Source organism: Thermococcus atlanticus, assembly GCF_054657855.1.
The window spans coordinates 458201-471429 of record NZ_BAAHXX010000001.1; the positions used below are offsets into that span (position 1 = coordinate 458201).

Below are 13229 nucleotides of genomic sequence, written 5' to 3' on the forward strand. Positions count from 1 at the left end.
CAAGAAGCAGAGGCTATGCCTCCTTTATCGCCCTCTCCACGAGCTCCCTCGCCTTCCTCATCAGACCCTCCGCTTTCTCCTTCGTGTGCGCCTCAAGGGTGATGCGCATTATCGGCTCCGTCCCGCTCGGCCTGAAGAGTATCCACCACTCGTCGTTCTCTATTCTAACGCCGTCGATGTCTATCAGCCGTTTGTAGTCAAAGCTCCCAAGAACTTCACGCGCTATGAGCTCCATCGCCTTTGCTTTCTTCTCATTGGGGCATGGTATCTTTGCCCTGAGCGTCACGTATCTCGGGACTTCCTTCGCGAGCTCGCTCAAAGGCCCGAGCCTGTCAATCATCTCAAGAACGAGCGCTCCGGCGAAGATTCCATCGGGCGTGAGGTTCCACTGCGGCATTATCCACGTTCCCGAAGGTTCGCCCCCAAAGACGGCGTTCTCCCTCATGATTCCCTCGGCAACGGCAACATCGCCCACCCTAACCCTGACGACCTCCCCTCCAAGGGGTTTAACGTAATCGTCAAGAGCGAAGCCCGCATCAACCGTCGTTATAACCTTTCCCCTCCCGAACCTGCGGAGCATGTAGCCTGAAATCAGGCTCAGCATAACCTCGTACTCAACGAAGTTGCCCTCATCATCAACGACCCCAATCCTGTCCGCGTCACCATCGTGGGCAATTCCTACATCCGCTTTCATAACCCTCACGGTTTTTGCCAGCCCTTCGAGGCTCCCGGCGTTTGGCTCAAGCTCGCGCACGAAGTAACCGCTTGGGTGGGCGTTCAGGCTTATCACTTTGTTGCCAAGCTCCCTCTGGAGGTAGGGGCTTAAAATGGAGCCCGCACCGTTGCCCGCATCGAGGACGATGGTGTAGGAGCCGTCGAGGCTTACAGCTTCCAGGGCTTTTTTAATGTATTCCCCCCTTGGGTCGGCATGGCTGAGCCTCCCTATCTCGTTCCAGGCGGCTTTCCTGAACTTCCCCACCTCAATGATGCGCTCAAGCTCATTCTCCATCTCATTCGTGTATGCCATCCCGTTCCTCTGCCACACCTTTATCCCGTTGTACTGGGGAGGGTTGTGTGAAGCCGTAATCGTGACCCCTGCATCCGCTTCGTAGAGCCTAATCGCAAAGCCCGTTAGCGGGGTGGGGGAGAGCCCGATGTCCATCACATCTATCCCTGCCGAGAGAAGTCCGCTTATTAGGGCGTTTTTCAGCATCTCGCCGCTCGTCCTTGTGTCCATGCCCACCACAACCCTTCCTCCCCCGAGATAGGTACCCAGCGCCTTTCCGACCTTCAGTGCCAGCTCCGGGGTGAGCTTATCATTGACAACTTCCCTTATTCCGCTCGTGCCAAAGTACTTCCCCATCCTCATGCCCCCTCAGAATACTAAACACTTATCTACCACCTGTGAATATAATTCTTTGGGTGGTTCCATGGAGGTGGAGTATCCAAAGGCGGGTGTCCTCTTCGCAATTCTGGTTCTGGCAGTGCTCATTTTTGGAGGGCTGTACTCCGATTTGAGGATAACCCTCATTTCCCTGCCCCTTCTGGTGTTCCTCGTGGTTCTCTTCCTCGGATGGAGCAGCAACCAGAAGCTCGATAAGGGGGAGATGCGGCGCGCCATAACGGCGGCTCTGGTATCAACGTTCATGGTAATCGTGCTGGGCAGCCAGTACCTTTCAATCCCCCCGGAGCTCAGGGACTACTTTTTGGGCGTTCTATCAACGATAATAGGCTTTTACTTCGGCTACAGGGGAAGGGAAAATGAGGAGGAGAGAATGGAGCGCATAATTCAGGGGCTGGGAGGAGGGGATTGACCCCCTCACTTCTTCACGAGCCTGTATATGCCAACTGAAACCTTGTAATTGCCGTTGCGGGCAGCTTTGTAGTCTATCCTGACCTTGAACGGACTTGAAGAGCTGTAAATCAGGTTGTCCGTATCTGACTCGGTGACGGCATTGCCCTCGCTGTCCAGTATCGTTATCTTCTCGACTGTACCTTCGCCACCGGCTTTTATGAGATACCTGCCGGGTTCGAGGACGTCCGAGATGTAATAGACATCGCCCGTAACAGTCTCAGTCCTGACGTCGACAGGAACCTGTGTGTATGCGTGCATGTAGTAGTACTGCATCCCGAAGACGCCGACTATGCCGATGACAATTAGCAGGACAAAGCCGACGATGAGCTTTTTGAGAATCCCCATCTAATCACCCCCTTTACTCCTTTTCAAGCTCGACTATCTTCACGGCATCTGCAAACTCCTTGGGGGTGAGGTTTCCAGAGAGAGCCTTCAGCAGATCTTCACTTAACACTGAAATGCTAACGTTCCTCTCTCCGAGATAGAGGATCTCAACCCTCTCCACCCAGGGAGCATCTTGAAGGATGGCCAAGCTCATCCTCATGTAGTCCCTCCAGAAGGAGTCCTCTCCAGCGAGATACTCAAGGGAAACACTTGCGGTATCGTTCGTGATCGTCACGTTGTGCACGAGTACATCGAAGAGGCCCAAGTCGGTCTCTATCCTGAACTCAGGCCTTCTAATGTCCTCGAAGGTAGCGTTGTCGAGGTCGCCGTTTCTGACCGTCAGCGCGATTACAGGCTCGTCTCCAAAGTATGCCTCCACCCGGATGTTCTCCGAGCCGTTTTCATGCGCCTTCTCCGCGAGGGCATACGCCACACCCATCAGGCTTTCGTCAATGACTTCTGTTTTGAACCGAATGACCGTCCGGTTGTCGGAGTTGAGTACGGTGACGTTCTCAGCTATCTCAGTGCCCGAGGTTTCAGCTCTGGAGGACGGGGTTTCGGTGGCGCTGGAAGTCTCTCCAAGGTTATTCGTCACGTTCTTAGCGGTATTTATGACCTGTTCGGGGCTTAGGTCGTCTGGAATCTGGAAGTCCGTATTGAAGTAGATGTATCCGCCGATGATGAGCAGTATTAGGAGGAGGACTTTTCCCTTCATATCACTCCCTCCTCGAAGAGCTTGTTGATGTAGAATCGTACCCTCGCTTCCTGGCTCTTAAAGTCGCCCTTGGAGTTCCTGTTCATCATGTTTACCCTGTGCATCCCCATGGTGGTGTCACTCATTTCGTCGATCGTGTTCCTGATGATGTCGCGGTACTTCATGCCGGATTTTTTGTAGCGAATGGCAATCTCTGCGGCCCTTTCAAACTCCCACCTGTAGTCTTGAGCAAGAGTCTTCTTTATTGCCACACCCATCGAGTTGAGAACCATCTCTATTGGCTTCGTCTCAATGTTCGATGGAACGGCGTTCTTGTAGGGTGACATTGCCTTCTCGCGGTTCTCTATGTCGGACATGCCGTTGTAGAGCGAAGCACTTTTTTCGTCCACGTGCAGGTCTTTGGCGGTCTTCTTCACCATCTCATCGTCTGAGAAGACGTTGATGTCCTTGTCGGCTTTGAAGTAGTCCTTGAAGAGCCCCAGTGGCTTGGGAAGGTAGTTGGCAACCTGATCGATGAAGGCATCAAGGGCTTTGTTGCCGTAGTATTTGGCCTTCCAGCCGAGTGCCCCGGAATAGTCCGGGTTTGAGTTGACCACCCTGACGACCTCTCCCTTCGGCGTTTTTATGACCACAAAGCCCCCCCATTTTTCACCGAGTCCCCTGAGTCCCTCGTTGGTATCCTTCATCCGTTTGGCAGCCTCGGGACTCAGGCCGTTGGAAGAGCCTCCCGGGTTTTCGGGAACGGTGACGGAATCATTAACCAGAACCCTTACCGTGCTGTTGGGTATCCTGCTCAGATACATGTTGAGTAGAACCGGGGCGAGGCCCTCAAGGTTGCAGGCGTTCGATCCGACAAGGTATGAAACTTCAGCACTCACCAGGTAGTGCTCGCCCACGAGAACCTCGTGGAGGCGACGCACCCCTTCAAAGCCACTTCCGTCAAAGTATTTCTTACCACAGACCTCCTTTAACGTAGCGTAGTTCCTTCCAGAGTCGAACTCAAAGTGGCAGAAATCCACGCCTACTTTTTGCCCGTAGTCGTCGGTTATGTCGAACTCGTAATCCGTGTAGTTCTCCCCCTGCTTGATGAACCACCTGAACTGCTCAACGGCCTCGTTATCGGTGTAGTAGGTTACCATCACCCGGATGTAGTTGGTGACCTCCGGGTTATGGTTGGCACACATGAAGTCCTGGTAGAAGTTGATGTAGTTCGAGCCACCCCCACCGTTGCTGAAGGTGAGTATCAGGCCGAGGGATTTAGCTTCCTCCTTGGTTATCGAGGGCAACTGCTCCGGAAACTGGGAGGCAGAAACGGGCAGGGATATCAGTAAAGCTCCTAGGAGGAGACCAGCCAAGGCGCTCGTCAAAACTCCCCTCATTGCTTCTTCCTCCTGAAGAACGCTGTTGGGAGGAGTGCGAGAGCCACGATTATGGCAGGCCCACAGGTAAAGCCTATCGAATGACTGCTACCAGAGCCGGTTTCTGTGTTCCCTTCAAGGCTCCCGGTGCTTGAGGTCGGAGATGGTGTGGAGTATCCGGACTCAGAGGGGGTAGGTGACTCTGGGCTGGAGCTCTGGGTTCCAGTTGAAGAGTTGCCCCCGGTCCCGGTCTGGTTGCAGGCTTCTTTAAGGTGGAAGTACTCGCCCGGATGGTCGTGAACCCATATCTTCACCGGAGCGACCCTGTACCACTCCCATGTCGGGAGATCGTCGAACTCGAACTTTCCTTCAAAGCTGGCCTCCGAGTAGAAGGGCACCTTCACGAACTTCACGTCGTCCTTTCCAAGCTCCACGAAGTTGGGAACCCAGGCGGCCAGTTCTCCGCCCTGCTCGACATGGTGGACGTCGCAGCCGGCAAATTCCATGTTCGGGCCGAGTTTCAGGAGCCTGTCGGGGGGAAGGAAGATGGCGAAGCCGTCTCCTGCGCGGGATATGTATCTGCTGTGGGGCTGAACGTCGTAATAGACTTTCAGGATGTCCCCCGAGGGGGAGGTCTTGACGAGCGGGTCGAAGAAGACGTAGTTTCCATCGTCAGCGAGGGCAAAGTCCGCTGGGGATTCACCTTGATAGAGGGTCGTGTTCCAGAAGCCGCTCCAGAGGACGTTGCCCTTCTTATCGAGCTTCATCCAGATTGAGGCCCCACCGTCGTATTTCCCGGGGAGGCCATTGGTGTAGAGCCATCCGTCCGGGACGCTGTAGAGCATCGGCCTTCCGCCCGAGAGGCTGTTGAAGCGCCCCATCTTCCAGAGTTCAGCTCCATCCACCACCTGTTTGTACTCCCTGACCCATTTCGGCTTTCCAGTTTCGGGGTCTATGGCCAGGAATCCTATGTCAGGACCCCCGGGAGAGGAGAAAGCTATGGCAACCTCACTCCCGTCGAAGCCCACAGCCATAACGTGCTCGTGCAGATTTTCCCTGCCGTAGATGTGAATCCACTCCAAGTTTCCGGAGGAGTCGAACTTTACCGCCCCTATGTCAAGGGAAGGGGCTATGTAATCCGAGTCATAGGAGTCGTCCGGGTTTTTATGGTGCATGTGAGCGTAAAGGGGAGCGACCACTATGACCCCATCGCCGGTAGGCTGAACCCTGATGCCAGAATAGCCACCTTTTGAGTTCTTGAATGCCCTCGTCCAGACCGGGTTTCCCGAGAAGTCAAACTTGACCAGAGTGAAGAGCGGGTCTCCTCTGAGCCAGTCGTTTGGAACAGATACGTTGACGACGCCGCTTGTCATTAAGACCACGTATATACCGTCATTTCCGACGGCAATGTCCGATATCACCTGATACTGCCCGTAGGGGAGGTTGAGGGGAAGCTTCTGGCTGAGGCTGAAGTTCTTGGCCCAGATGACTTCTCCCATCGGCGAGAGGTGTATTAAAACCGCCAGTCCAGCCCCGTGACTCCCTAAGAGGTAGTAGTCACCTGCGTTCCCAGGGATGAACGCCACAGGGTTGTAGGGACTGTCGAACATAGTTTTATCACGCTGGACGCTGTAGATAACCTCCCACGCGTCCGATGAGCTAACGAAAGGTAGGAATAAGCTCAAGATAATGAAGAGCGCAATCAAACCCTTAAGTTTTCTCATTTTTCCACCCATCCTCTTCCTGTTATCCACTTCACAACCTTCCATCTGGCCCAGAGAAAAAGTCCCAGGAGCGGGCTAAAAACGTGAAAACCTGTGAAATGTTATTCAGACAGCTTCATCATCTCCCCAGTCGTCGTTAAAGAAGCTCTCATCGTGCTCCGATGAAGTTTTGACCACAGCTATCTTTCCTCCCTGCGCTCTCAGCAGCTTGAGGGAAAGCCACAGGCCGAGGATAAAGAATGCACCTCCAATGTATATAGCGAGGCTTGAGAGGAACATCGTGCCCACGAGATAGCCAACACCACCAAAGGTCAGGCTCGTTATCCCCACGACTATGAGTTTGAGCATGAACTTTAGAATGAGCCAGAGCAGTAGTATCAAGCCAAGGATTATTGCAACGCCGATGAGAGGTCCACTCACGTGAAACCCCGTTAGATACCCATCATCCTCCTGACAGAGTGCGCCCGGCAGAGAGCCAATAAAAAGCCCTGCTACCATCAGATATTTATTCATGCCTTCACCACCATTCAAAAGCCATCTCGCAGAAAAGGAAAGCGGGACAGGCTTTTGATTTTTACATGTTACACATTCATGGGTAATAAACCTTTCGGAAAATAAAATTTGGAACAGTAGAATTGCAAACAAAAAACATCCAGAAAATATAAAAACCGCGGAATTATCTCCGCCTTCTCAGCATGAGGGCGGGAATTATGGCAAAGAGCACCAGTATTCGGGCCTGCACGTGAAGTTAAAGGATACTCCCCACCTTCTGTGGAGGATTTCTGGGATGGAGTGTAGGTCTCTTCTGGACTTGCTGTACCTGAAGCTGAAGGCTCTGAGGATGTCACCTCTGATGTTGATGTTGGTATGGTCGAGGAGGACGTTGAAGTTTCAGGAGAAGCCGTCTCTGAGGTTTCAGCAGCTGAAATACCTTTGAGGGAAACCTTCGCGAGATAAACCTTCTCGTTCGCGGCTCCAGCGACTACTACAGCGTCACCGTCCCTCGCCGCCGGTGGCTTTTGTTGTGGTGTTCCACTCTATCCCCCAGGTTAACTTTGTGTTGTTCCACACCATGTTCCCATTTTTGTCGAGAACTGCAATGAAGGGATACACCGCGTCGTCCTGATACAGGGTTCCAGCTAAGGCGTAGCCCTTATCTACGGGCTCAACTAACCTGAAAATGGCATGGGAGAACAATCTACCAGCTGTGAATATAATTTTTTTGGGTGGTTGCATGGTTGAAGAATTTACATATCCGAAGGCGAGTGTGCTTTTTGCAATCCTGGTTCTTGAGGTGACTTTGGCTATTGGGGAAGGGAAAATGAGGAGGAGAGAATGGAGCGCATAATTCAGGGACTGGGCGGTGCGGAATAAATGGAGATCAGCCGTTAAAGACGGCTATCTCCTTCCCGTTCGGGTCAAGAACATGCAGCATTACCTTTCCTTCAAGCCTCGAACTCAAATCCGATGCCATCTTTTTGTATATCTCCTCGTTGCTGCTTCCAATCTCCTCACGGCTTCTAAATGCGCTCATTGCCTTAATGTGATACACATCGCTCTTCTCAAGGATTATGTCCCATGAGCCGTTCCCGACGAGGGACACCGCATAATCGAGCACTTTTTGAGCGTCCTCCTTGCCGGTCCCGGAGTACCAGACGTAGATGTCGCCCGAGTTCACGTATGAATATTTGCTTTCCGTTGATTCCAGGACGTTCCTTTCATCATCGAGGATCTGAAGCGTCACATGCGCCCCTCCAAAAACATCCTGCGACATTTCGGATGCAATCATGGGAAGGTAGAACTTCAGGAAGTCCTCTATCTCGTCGGCGCTTTTGTATGTGCTCGTCAGCCCAACTGTGTATGCTCCGCCGCTCTTCTTCAGGTAGACATCCATCTCTTTCTCGGGGTTGATGACGTCTCTCACAAAGCTTATGGTTGCCTTGGCATCTGAGAGGGATGCATCGCCTGAATAATACACCGTTATGCCGTTCAGCGTCAGACTCTTCTCCACTGTGGCGGTGCTTTTCACATCCGGGCTCTCACACCCGCTCACCAGCACCACAAAGCCCATCAGAAGAAGGGCTATCAAAATCTTTACATTTTTCACATTTTTCATTTTCTTCACCTTTCACCAATGTTCCTGTATCTGATTACAGCCCTGTGATTGCAGTCTCCGAGCTTCTCGTGGGAGAGGATTTCAAACGCTGTATATGTGCCGTCTGAGTTTTTGTTGATGTAAACGTGGCCCGTTTTCACCTCTCCGCTCACCTCATCCGTGGGGTAGCTCGATGAAGGGATGTCGCTGGAGGTGAGGTTTTCGAGGCTTTTCTCGCCGATGTCTATGTAGTGCCCGATAACCGCGGCGTAATCAACGCACCACGGCTCAAGCCCTATATCCATCTCATTCCAGTTTCCGCCTGCTCTTAGCTCACCCGTGGAGAACTTTATTGCCATCTCATCCGGCGTCTCTAGTGTTGCCTCTTTTATATCCCCAAGGCTCATCCCGGGAGTATTCGATGATGCCGTCTCCCCGGAACCGCTGAATGAGTCGTAGCATGCCTTTGCATTGAGATACCTCTCGTAGGCTTCATTTAAAGCTTCCTGACTTGCGTTTGCCTGCTGAAGTGATGTGACGTTGTTGTAAGCATTGACAAAGAGCCTGTATGCCTCTTCCTTGGTTGGGGGGCATGCAGAGGTTCCGTTCGACGGCGGGGCAAAATTCGTTCCCTCCTGAAACTCGTCAAAGGTTCCATCGAAGTCGTAGTCGTGGAGATCCGGATTTCCGTCGAAGTCTATATCGCGCTCGTCTATTGCCCCATCGGAGTTTATGTCCCATGCATCCACCTTTCCGTCCCCGTTGGTGTCGTAGAGGTCGGGAATGCCATCGCCGGTAACGTCCCAGGCATAGCTCTCCACGCCGTTGAGGGCTGTTTTCCAGGTATCTGTCTTGCCGTTGTAGTCCTCATCCAGGTAGGCGGTGTCGTAGTTCCCGTCTCCCGTGGTGTCGAGATAGATGGCGTCGATTTTCCCGTCCTTATTCCTGTCCGCGAAGATTATGTAGGTCGAGTTCACGCGGATGGCGTCAGTGCCGTCCCCCATGTATACGTCGGGGCTTCCATCGCCATCGGTGTCGCTCCAGCCCTTTTCCTGAACCTGGGGTTTGCTCTGGCCCTTTCCGGGGGCTTTGATGTTCTTGGCGTTGTCAATCACCTTATCTATGACCTCTGGATTGGAAAGGTAGATGTAGCCGGCGGTGAGCAGAAGGAGTACAAGGAGTATCGCCGTTCCCTTACCCATTCTTGCTCACCTCCACGAAGTTCGCCCCGCCGAGCCAGCCGCCGCCCACGCGCTTGAACTTCTTCCCGGTCTCGTAGTCCTCGTAGATGCCGGGCGTTGACGTCTCGTGGAGAACGTATCCGTTCCAGGTGAACCAGCCCTGGTTCCTCTCCTCTATCTTCTTGCGCAGGTTTATGAGAGAACCAACCGTCGCGTCGGCCATGTTCCCGAAGTAGCCCGTCGGATCGAGGAGCTTCCCTATCTTGGTCGCCCCGTCGAGAACTATGATCGAGACCTTCGTCCCCTCGTTGAGGTTCATCTTCTTCACTTCGTTGGCGTGATCCATGAGGGCTTTTGCATCGAGGGCAACCAGGTATATCTTCGTCGGAGTCGTGAAGAACCTGACCTTCTCCGCCCCCTTCAGCTTGACGGTATTCCCGGCGGTTTCAAAATTGGTCGCCACGAACTGCGCCCAGTCCAGGGCTCCCCCCGAACCGTATTGTCCGCCAACGAGCCATTTGGGCGGATTCAAAACGCCCGTAAGTATCGCGTTCATCGTTGCAGTTTTTTCCGCCTCGCTCTTCGAGTTCTCGTATATGAAGTTCCTCATAGCGATGTCCCTGGCTATTGGGTCGTACCTGTATTTGATAGCTATCTGTCTGAGCTGATACCTCTTTTCAGGGTCATCCTTGAAGATGGAGAGGTAGCCGTTGATCTTCTGGTTCTGGTAGACCTTCTCCTCCATGTACGAGTTCATCTCCTCCGCCATTCTCTCAGGGTCGTCCCTATATCTGTCGTGAATTGCGTGAAGCTCGTCTATGTAAACCTCATAAACCGAGCGCATTCCGGGGGTGGCTTCTATCATCCTTTTCAGGTAATCTATGTGCCGCTCCATCAGCGATTCGGCCCATTCGAGCTTTTTCTGTTGCACGCATGCCTCGCAGGTCGCTATATCCGGGTCGTCGCAGTCGGTCAGACCGTCGAGGTCGTTGTCTATGCCGTCTCCGGGCACTTCCTTTGAGACGAAGCTAACCCGAACGCTGTCGGAGGCGAGCAGCTTTTTTGCCGAGTTAATCTCCCCATAGAGGTCAACCTTTAGGATTCCCCCTTTGATCGAAGGGTCATTCGCAGAGATTATGTCGGCAATGCTACCGCCGAGCACTTCAACCCTTCTCTTCGAGCCATCTGGAAGCGTGACAACGGCGTAGAGGTTCTCTGCCCCCTTTCCCCTGACGTCGGCCCACAGAGATATCGTGAAGTATCCCTCGAAGAGCTGTTTGAGTGTAGCCCCATCGCCCGGGGAGTATATCCTCACGGAATATTCCGCCGGTGAACCATTGACGCCAGCAGTAGAGGTGTTTGACCCTTTAGGAGCCATTAGAGGGAGGGCGGAGCCTGTGACCCGCTCTCCGATGGAGTTTGAAAGAGCCTCGGTTTCCCTCCGGAGTGAGTCGAGGAGCTTCAGATAGTTCGCGTAGGAGTTCTCATCGTACTCAACCCAGCAGTCCGAGTTGGCACCGTGCGTGCATACAACCTGAGAATAGTTCCCATCGTTGTAGCGCTCGTTGTCCCACTTTCCCTGAATCGCTATAGCCAGGAGATAATTTCCGGAGAGCACGTATTTCTCGTAGGAAAACCATGGGTTGGAGCGGTAGTACTTCCCGCCATCCTCCTGCCGTATCATGGTCGAAAACCTGTAGCAGCCCGGGTTTCCTTCGGTGCTCTTTTTTGAATAGAGCACCGCTGGCTCGTCCTTGGCGTTCAGGCACGATAGGGGGCTGTTTATCTCCCTGTCATAAGCCTCTCTGGCGTCCTCACTGCTAGAGTATCTCCTGAGTTTAACCGTGACCTTGGCGTTGAGGCCATCCCTTCCAGTGTACATCCCGCTGATCGAGATTAGGTTGGTGTCGTTGTAGAAGTCAGTTATCCTTATTCCGAGGGCCTCCATTGAGTCTTTAACCGGGTTGAACTCATCCTTCGGCAGCCCGCTGACGCTCAGGGGGCCCAATGAGGCTGTGTAAAGGAAAATGAGAACCAGAGAACCAAAAATAATCCTTAATCTCAACTTTTTCTCCTCCGTATCACATTTATCGCGTATTTTATACACAGGAGAAAGACGATGAAAACCGCCAGTAATATGAGGGTTCCAATCAGAGGCCCGGTCAGGTATTCATGGGGCGATTCCAAAGTCATTCCTCCCCGAAAGAAACCATCTCGCAGAATAGCGGGACAGGTTCCTCCGTTATTTTTTATTTTACAAATTACGCAGTCATGCGTAATAAACCTTTCGGAAAATAAAATTCGGGAGAAGCATGCAAAGACAAAAAGAAATCATCCGAAAAGAAAAAACACTGGATTACCTGCGGCGTTTGATGTAAACCGCCGGAACAATCGCCAGCAGCACCAGTATGCCCGGGCCACAGGTAAAGTTAAACTCAATGCCATCCCCCTGCTGAGATGCAGTGCCTGAAGAAGCTGAACCCCCTTCCGAGCTTGTCGTCTGGGAAGATATCTCTGGGCTGGATGGTGTTGGGGGCTTGGATGTTGCCGTTGTTTGAGGTTCGGAAGGTGTTGACTCAGAATGTGTTGACGAGGTTTCTTCAGGGGTCGAGCCTTCGGCCTGGGACAAGGGGATACTCCCAATGGACACCTTTGCCAGGTAAACCCTTCCATTGGCGGTTCCCACCACAACTATGGAATTATCGTCCTCAACTACGGCATGAGCCTCCCCACTGGACGAGCGGATTGTGGTGTTCCATGTAATGGTATCTTTCGTGTTGTTCCATACCATCTCTCCTCTGCTATTCAGAATCACGATGTAGGGGAACTTATCGGATTCGGACAGATGAACTGTTCCGGTGAGGGCGTATCCATCTCCAAGGAACTTCACTGAATTAAATGTGGCGTGGGAGAACATGCCAGCTCTGTTAGCGGCCACACTGGGATAACCTTTCTCCCAGAGGACCTTTCCGCTGGAATCAACTATGGAGAGCAGCCCTTGGTTCCCGAAGAACCCTGTCAGGGTGTATCCATCTCCTATGGGTTCTGCATCCAGAATCTTCTTTGTAGGGGAGCTGAATTCCTTCTCCCACAACACGTTCCCATCATCATCAATCTTAACGAGCCATCCGTAACTGTTATCGATAAGGCCTGTGAGGATATAACCGTTTCCATCGGGCTTTATGGTTTCAAAGCCATTCCAATGGGGAGTTGAGTCTTCACTTTTAAGGGGGACGCGTTTTTCCCAGATAACGTTTCCTTTTCCGTCAATTTTGACGAGATAGCCGTCGTAGTCTGGTTTCTCATCGGTTCTTGTGTAGCCTGCCAGGATATAACCATCCTGCGCGGGAGCTACGCCTCTGCACCACTGCTGGTCGTTTGGACCGTCATCGCCAACGGTCATGTTCCAGAGGACATTTCCATTCCTATCGAGTCTTAAAATCCATATGTCGGAGTAGTCATAGGTTTTCGGGTTCCCGTCATAGTTATCTATCTTATCTGCATAGCCGCATATGAGGTAACCATCCCTAACCTGAATCCCGGCGTAACCTTGCTGTCTTCCCTCCTCGGGACCGTAGACACCGGGATATTTTCCGCCGTACATCCTCTGCCACAGAAGGTTGCCCTCCTTATCGGTTTTGATCAGCAGGATGTTGTCGTCGTAGACTGCCGAGATTGTTCCGATGATGAGATAGCCATCCTCCGATGGAATGAGTGCGTAGCCTTTAAAGTCAGAATACATTTGCACGCCATTCATATAGCCGGTATTGCCCTTTGTCTCATTTCCCAAGAGCTTTTCCCATTCAAGCGAAACGGCACCAACACTGCCGGCCAGATAGGAAAAAGCCACGAGGATTAGCACAATGGTGGTGAAAGTTCTTATCTTCATACTTTCTCTCCTCCATTGGGAACCGAAG

General features: G+C 52.5%; 12 protein-coding genes. 1 reads left to right on the forward strand and 11 read right to left on the reverse strand.

Annotation, left to right across the window (positions count from 1 at the left end):
- Positions 1-13 precede the first annotated feature (13 nt).
- A complete protein-coding gene (gene glmM, locus ACYQ27_RS02440; protein WP_460040936.1) occupies positions 14-1363 on the reverse strand; it encodes a phosphoglucosamine mutase in 1350 nt (449 codons plus the stop codon).
- 67 nt (positions 1364-1430) lie between these two features.
- Between glmM and ACYQ27_RS02445 the strand changes: the two genes are divergently transcribed.
- Positions 1431-1814: a hypothetical protein gene (locus tag ACYQ27_RS02445; RefSeq protein ID WP_456394242.1), complete on the forward strand. Its 384-nt coding sequence runs from the start codon at positions 1431-1433 to the stop codon at positions 1812-1814.
- Positions 1815-1819: 5 nt separating this feature from the next.
- Here the strand turns inward: ACYQ27_RS02445 and ACYQ27_RS02450 are convergent, their stop codons facing one another.
- The 10 genes from ACYQ27_RS02450 to ACYQ27_RS02495 all read right to left on the reverse strand — a co-directional run bounded on the left by ACYQ27_RS02450 (position 1820) and on the right by ACYQ27_RS02495 (position 13201).
- Entirely contained in the window at positions 1820-2200 is a 381-nt protein-coding gene (locus ACYQ27_RS02450; RefSeq protein WP_456394240.1) for a hypothetical protein, read from the reverse strand.
- A 13-nt stretch (positions 2201-2213) separates the two neighbouring features.
- Positions 2214-2954, reverse strand: a complete 741-nt coding sequence (locus ACYQ27_RS02455; RefSeq protein WP_460040937.1) for a hypothetical protein — start codon at positions 2952-2954, stop codon at positions 2214-2216.
- Positions 2951-4333 carry a hypothetical protein gene (locus ACYQ27_RS02460; RefSeq protein ID WP_460040938.1) on the reverse strand — a complete coding sequence of 461 codons (1383 nt, stop codon included), beginning with the start codon at positions 4331-4333 and terminating at the stop codon, positions 2951-2953. Before ACYQ27_RS02460 ends, ACYQ27_RS02455 begins: the two co-directional genes overlap by 4 nt.
- Entirely contained in the window at positions 4330-6036 is a 1707-nt protein-coding gene (locus ACYQ27_RS02465; protein WP_460040939.1) for a CGP-CTERM sorting domain-containing protein, read from the reverse strand. The genes ACYQ27_RS02460 and ACYQ27_RS02465 overlap by 4 nt, the downstream gene beginning before the upstream one ends.
- A 105-nt stretch (positions 6037-6141) precedes the next feature.
- The gene (locus ACYQ27_RS02470; protein WP_456454213.1) at positions 6142-6549 is read right to left on the reverse strand and encodes a hypothetical protein; all 408 of its coding nucleotides are present in this window, start codon (positions 6547-6549) and stop codon (positions 6142-6144) included.
- Between the two features lie 480 nt (positions 6550-7029).
- Positions 7030-7233 (reverse strand): hypothetical protein, encoded by a 204-nt coding sequence (locus ACYQ27_RS02475; protein WP_456454211.1) that lies wholly within the window; start codon positions 7231-7233, stop codon positions 7030-7032.
- A 184-nt stretch (positions 7234-7417) separates the two neighbouring features.
- Positions 7418-8152 carry a hypothetical protein gene (locus ACYQ27_RS02480; RefSeq protein ID WP_460040940.1) on the reverse strand — a complete coding sequence of 245 codons (735 nt, stop codon included), beginning with the start codon at positions 8150-8152 and terminating at the stop codon, positions 7418-7420.
- Between the two features lie 5 nt (positions 8153-8157).
- The gene (locus ACYQ27_RS02485) at positions 8158-9333 is read right to left on the reverse strand and encodes a calcium-binding protein (protein WP_460040941.1); all 1176 of its coding nucleotides are present in this window, start codon (positions 9331-9333) and stop codon (positions 8158-8160) included.
- Positions 9326-11377, reverse strand: a complete 2052-nt coding sequence (locus ACYQ27_RS02490; protein ID WP_460040942.1) for a hypothetical protein — start codon at positions 11375-11377, stop codon at positions 9326-9328. Before ACYQ27_RS02490 ends, ACYQ27_RS02485 begins: the two co-directional genes overlap by 8 nt.
- A gap of 291 nt (positions 11378-11668) precedes the next feature.
- Positions 11669-13201, reverse strand: a complete 1533-nt coding sequence (locus ACYQ27_RS02495) for an outer membrane protein assembly factor BamB family protein (RefSeq protein ID WP_456454048.1) — start codon at positions 13199-13201, stop codon at positions 11669-11671.
- Positions 13202-13229 lie beyond the last annotated feature (28 nt).

What these genes read in the sequence shown, in the direction of transcription:
- ACYQ27_RS02455 (WP_460040937.1), bottom strand. Translation starts at nt 2,954, where the DNA reads ATGAAGGGAAAAGTCCTCCTCCTAATACTGCTCATCATCGGCGGATAC.
- ACYQ27_RS02470 (WP_456454213.1), bottom strand. Translation starts at nt 6,549, where the DNA reads ATGAATAAATATCTGATGGTAGCAGGGCTTTTTATTGGCTCTCTGCCG.
- ACYQ27_RS02465 (WP_460040939.1), bottom strand. Translation starts at nt 6,036, where the DNA reads ATGAGAAAACTTAAGGGTTTGATTGCGCTCTTCATTATCTTGAGCTTA.
- ACYQ27_RS02485 (WP_460040941.1), bottom strand. Translation starts at nt 9,333, where the DNA reads ATGGGTAAGGGAACGGCGATACTCCTTGTACTCCTTCTGCTCACCGCC.
- glmM (WP_460040936.1), bottom strand. Translation starts at nt 1,363, where the DNA reads ATGGGGAAGTACTTTGGCACGAGCGGAATAAGGGAAGTTGTCAATGAT.
- ACYQ27_RS02495 (WP_456454048.1), bottom strand. Translation starts at nt 13,201, where the DNA reads ATGAAGATAAGAACTTTCACCACCATTGTGCTAATCCTCGTGGCTTTT.
- ACYQ27_RS02460 (WP_460040938.1), bottom strand. Translation starts at nt 4,333, where the DNA reads ATGAGGGGAGTTTTGACGAGCGCCTTGGCTGGTCTCCTCCTAGGAGCT.
- ACYQ27_RS02445 (WP_456394242.1), top strand. Translation starts at nt 1,431, where the DNA reads ATGGAGGTGGAGTATCCAAAGGCGGGTGTCCTCTTCGCAATTCTGGTT.
- ACYQ27_RS02450 (WP_456394240.1), bottom strand. Translation starts at nt 2,200, where the DNA reads ATGGGGATTCTCAAAAAGCTCATCGTCGGCTTTGTCCTGCTAATTGTC.
- ACYQ27_RS02480 (WP_460040940.1), bottom strand. Translation starts at nt 8,152, where the DNA reads ATGAAAAATGTGAAAAATGTAAAGATTTTGATAGCCCTTCTTCTGATG.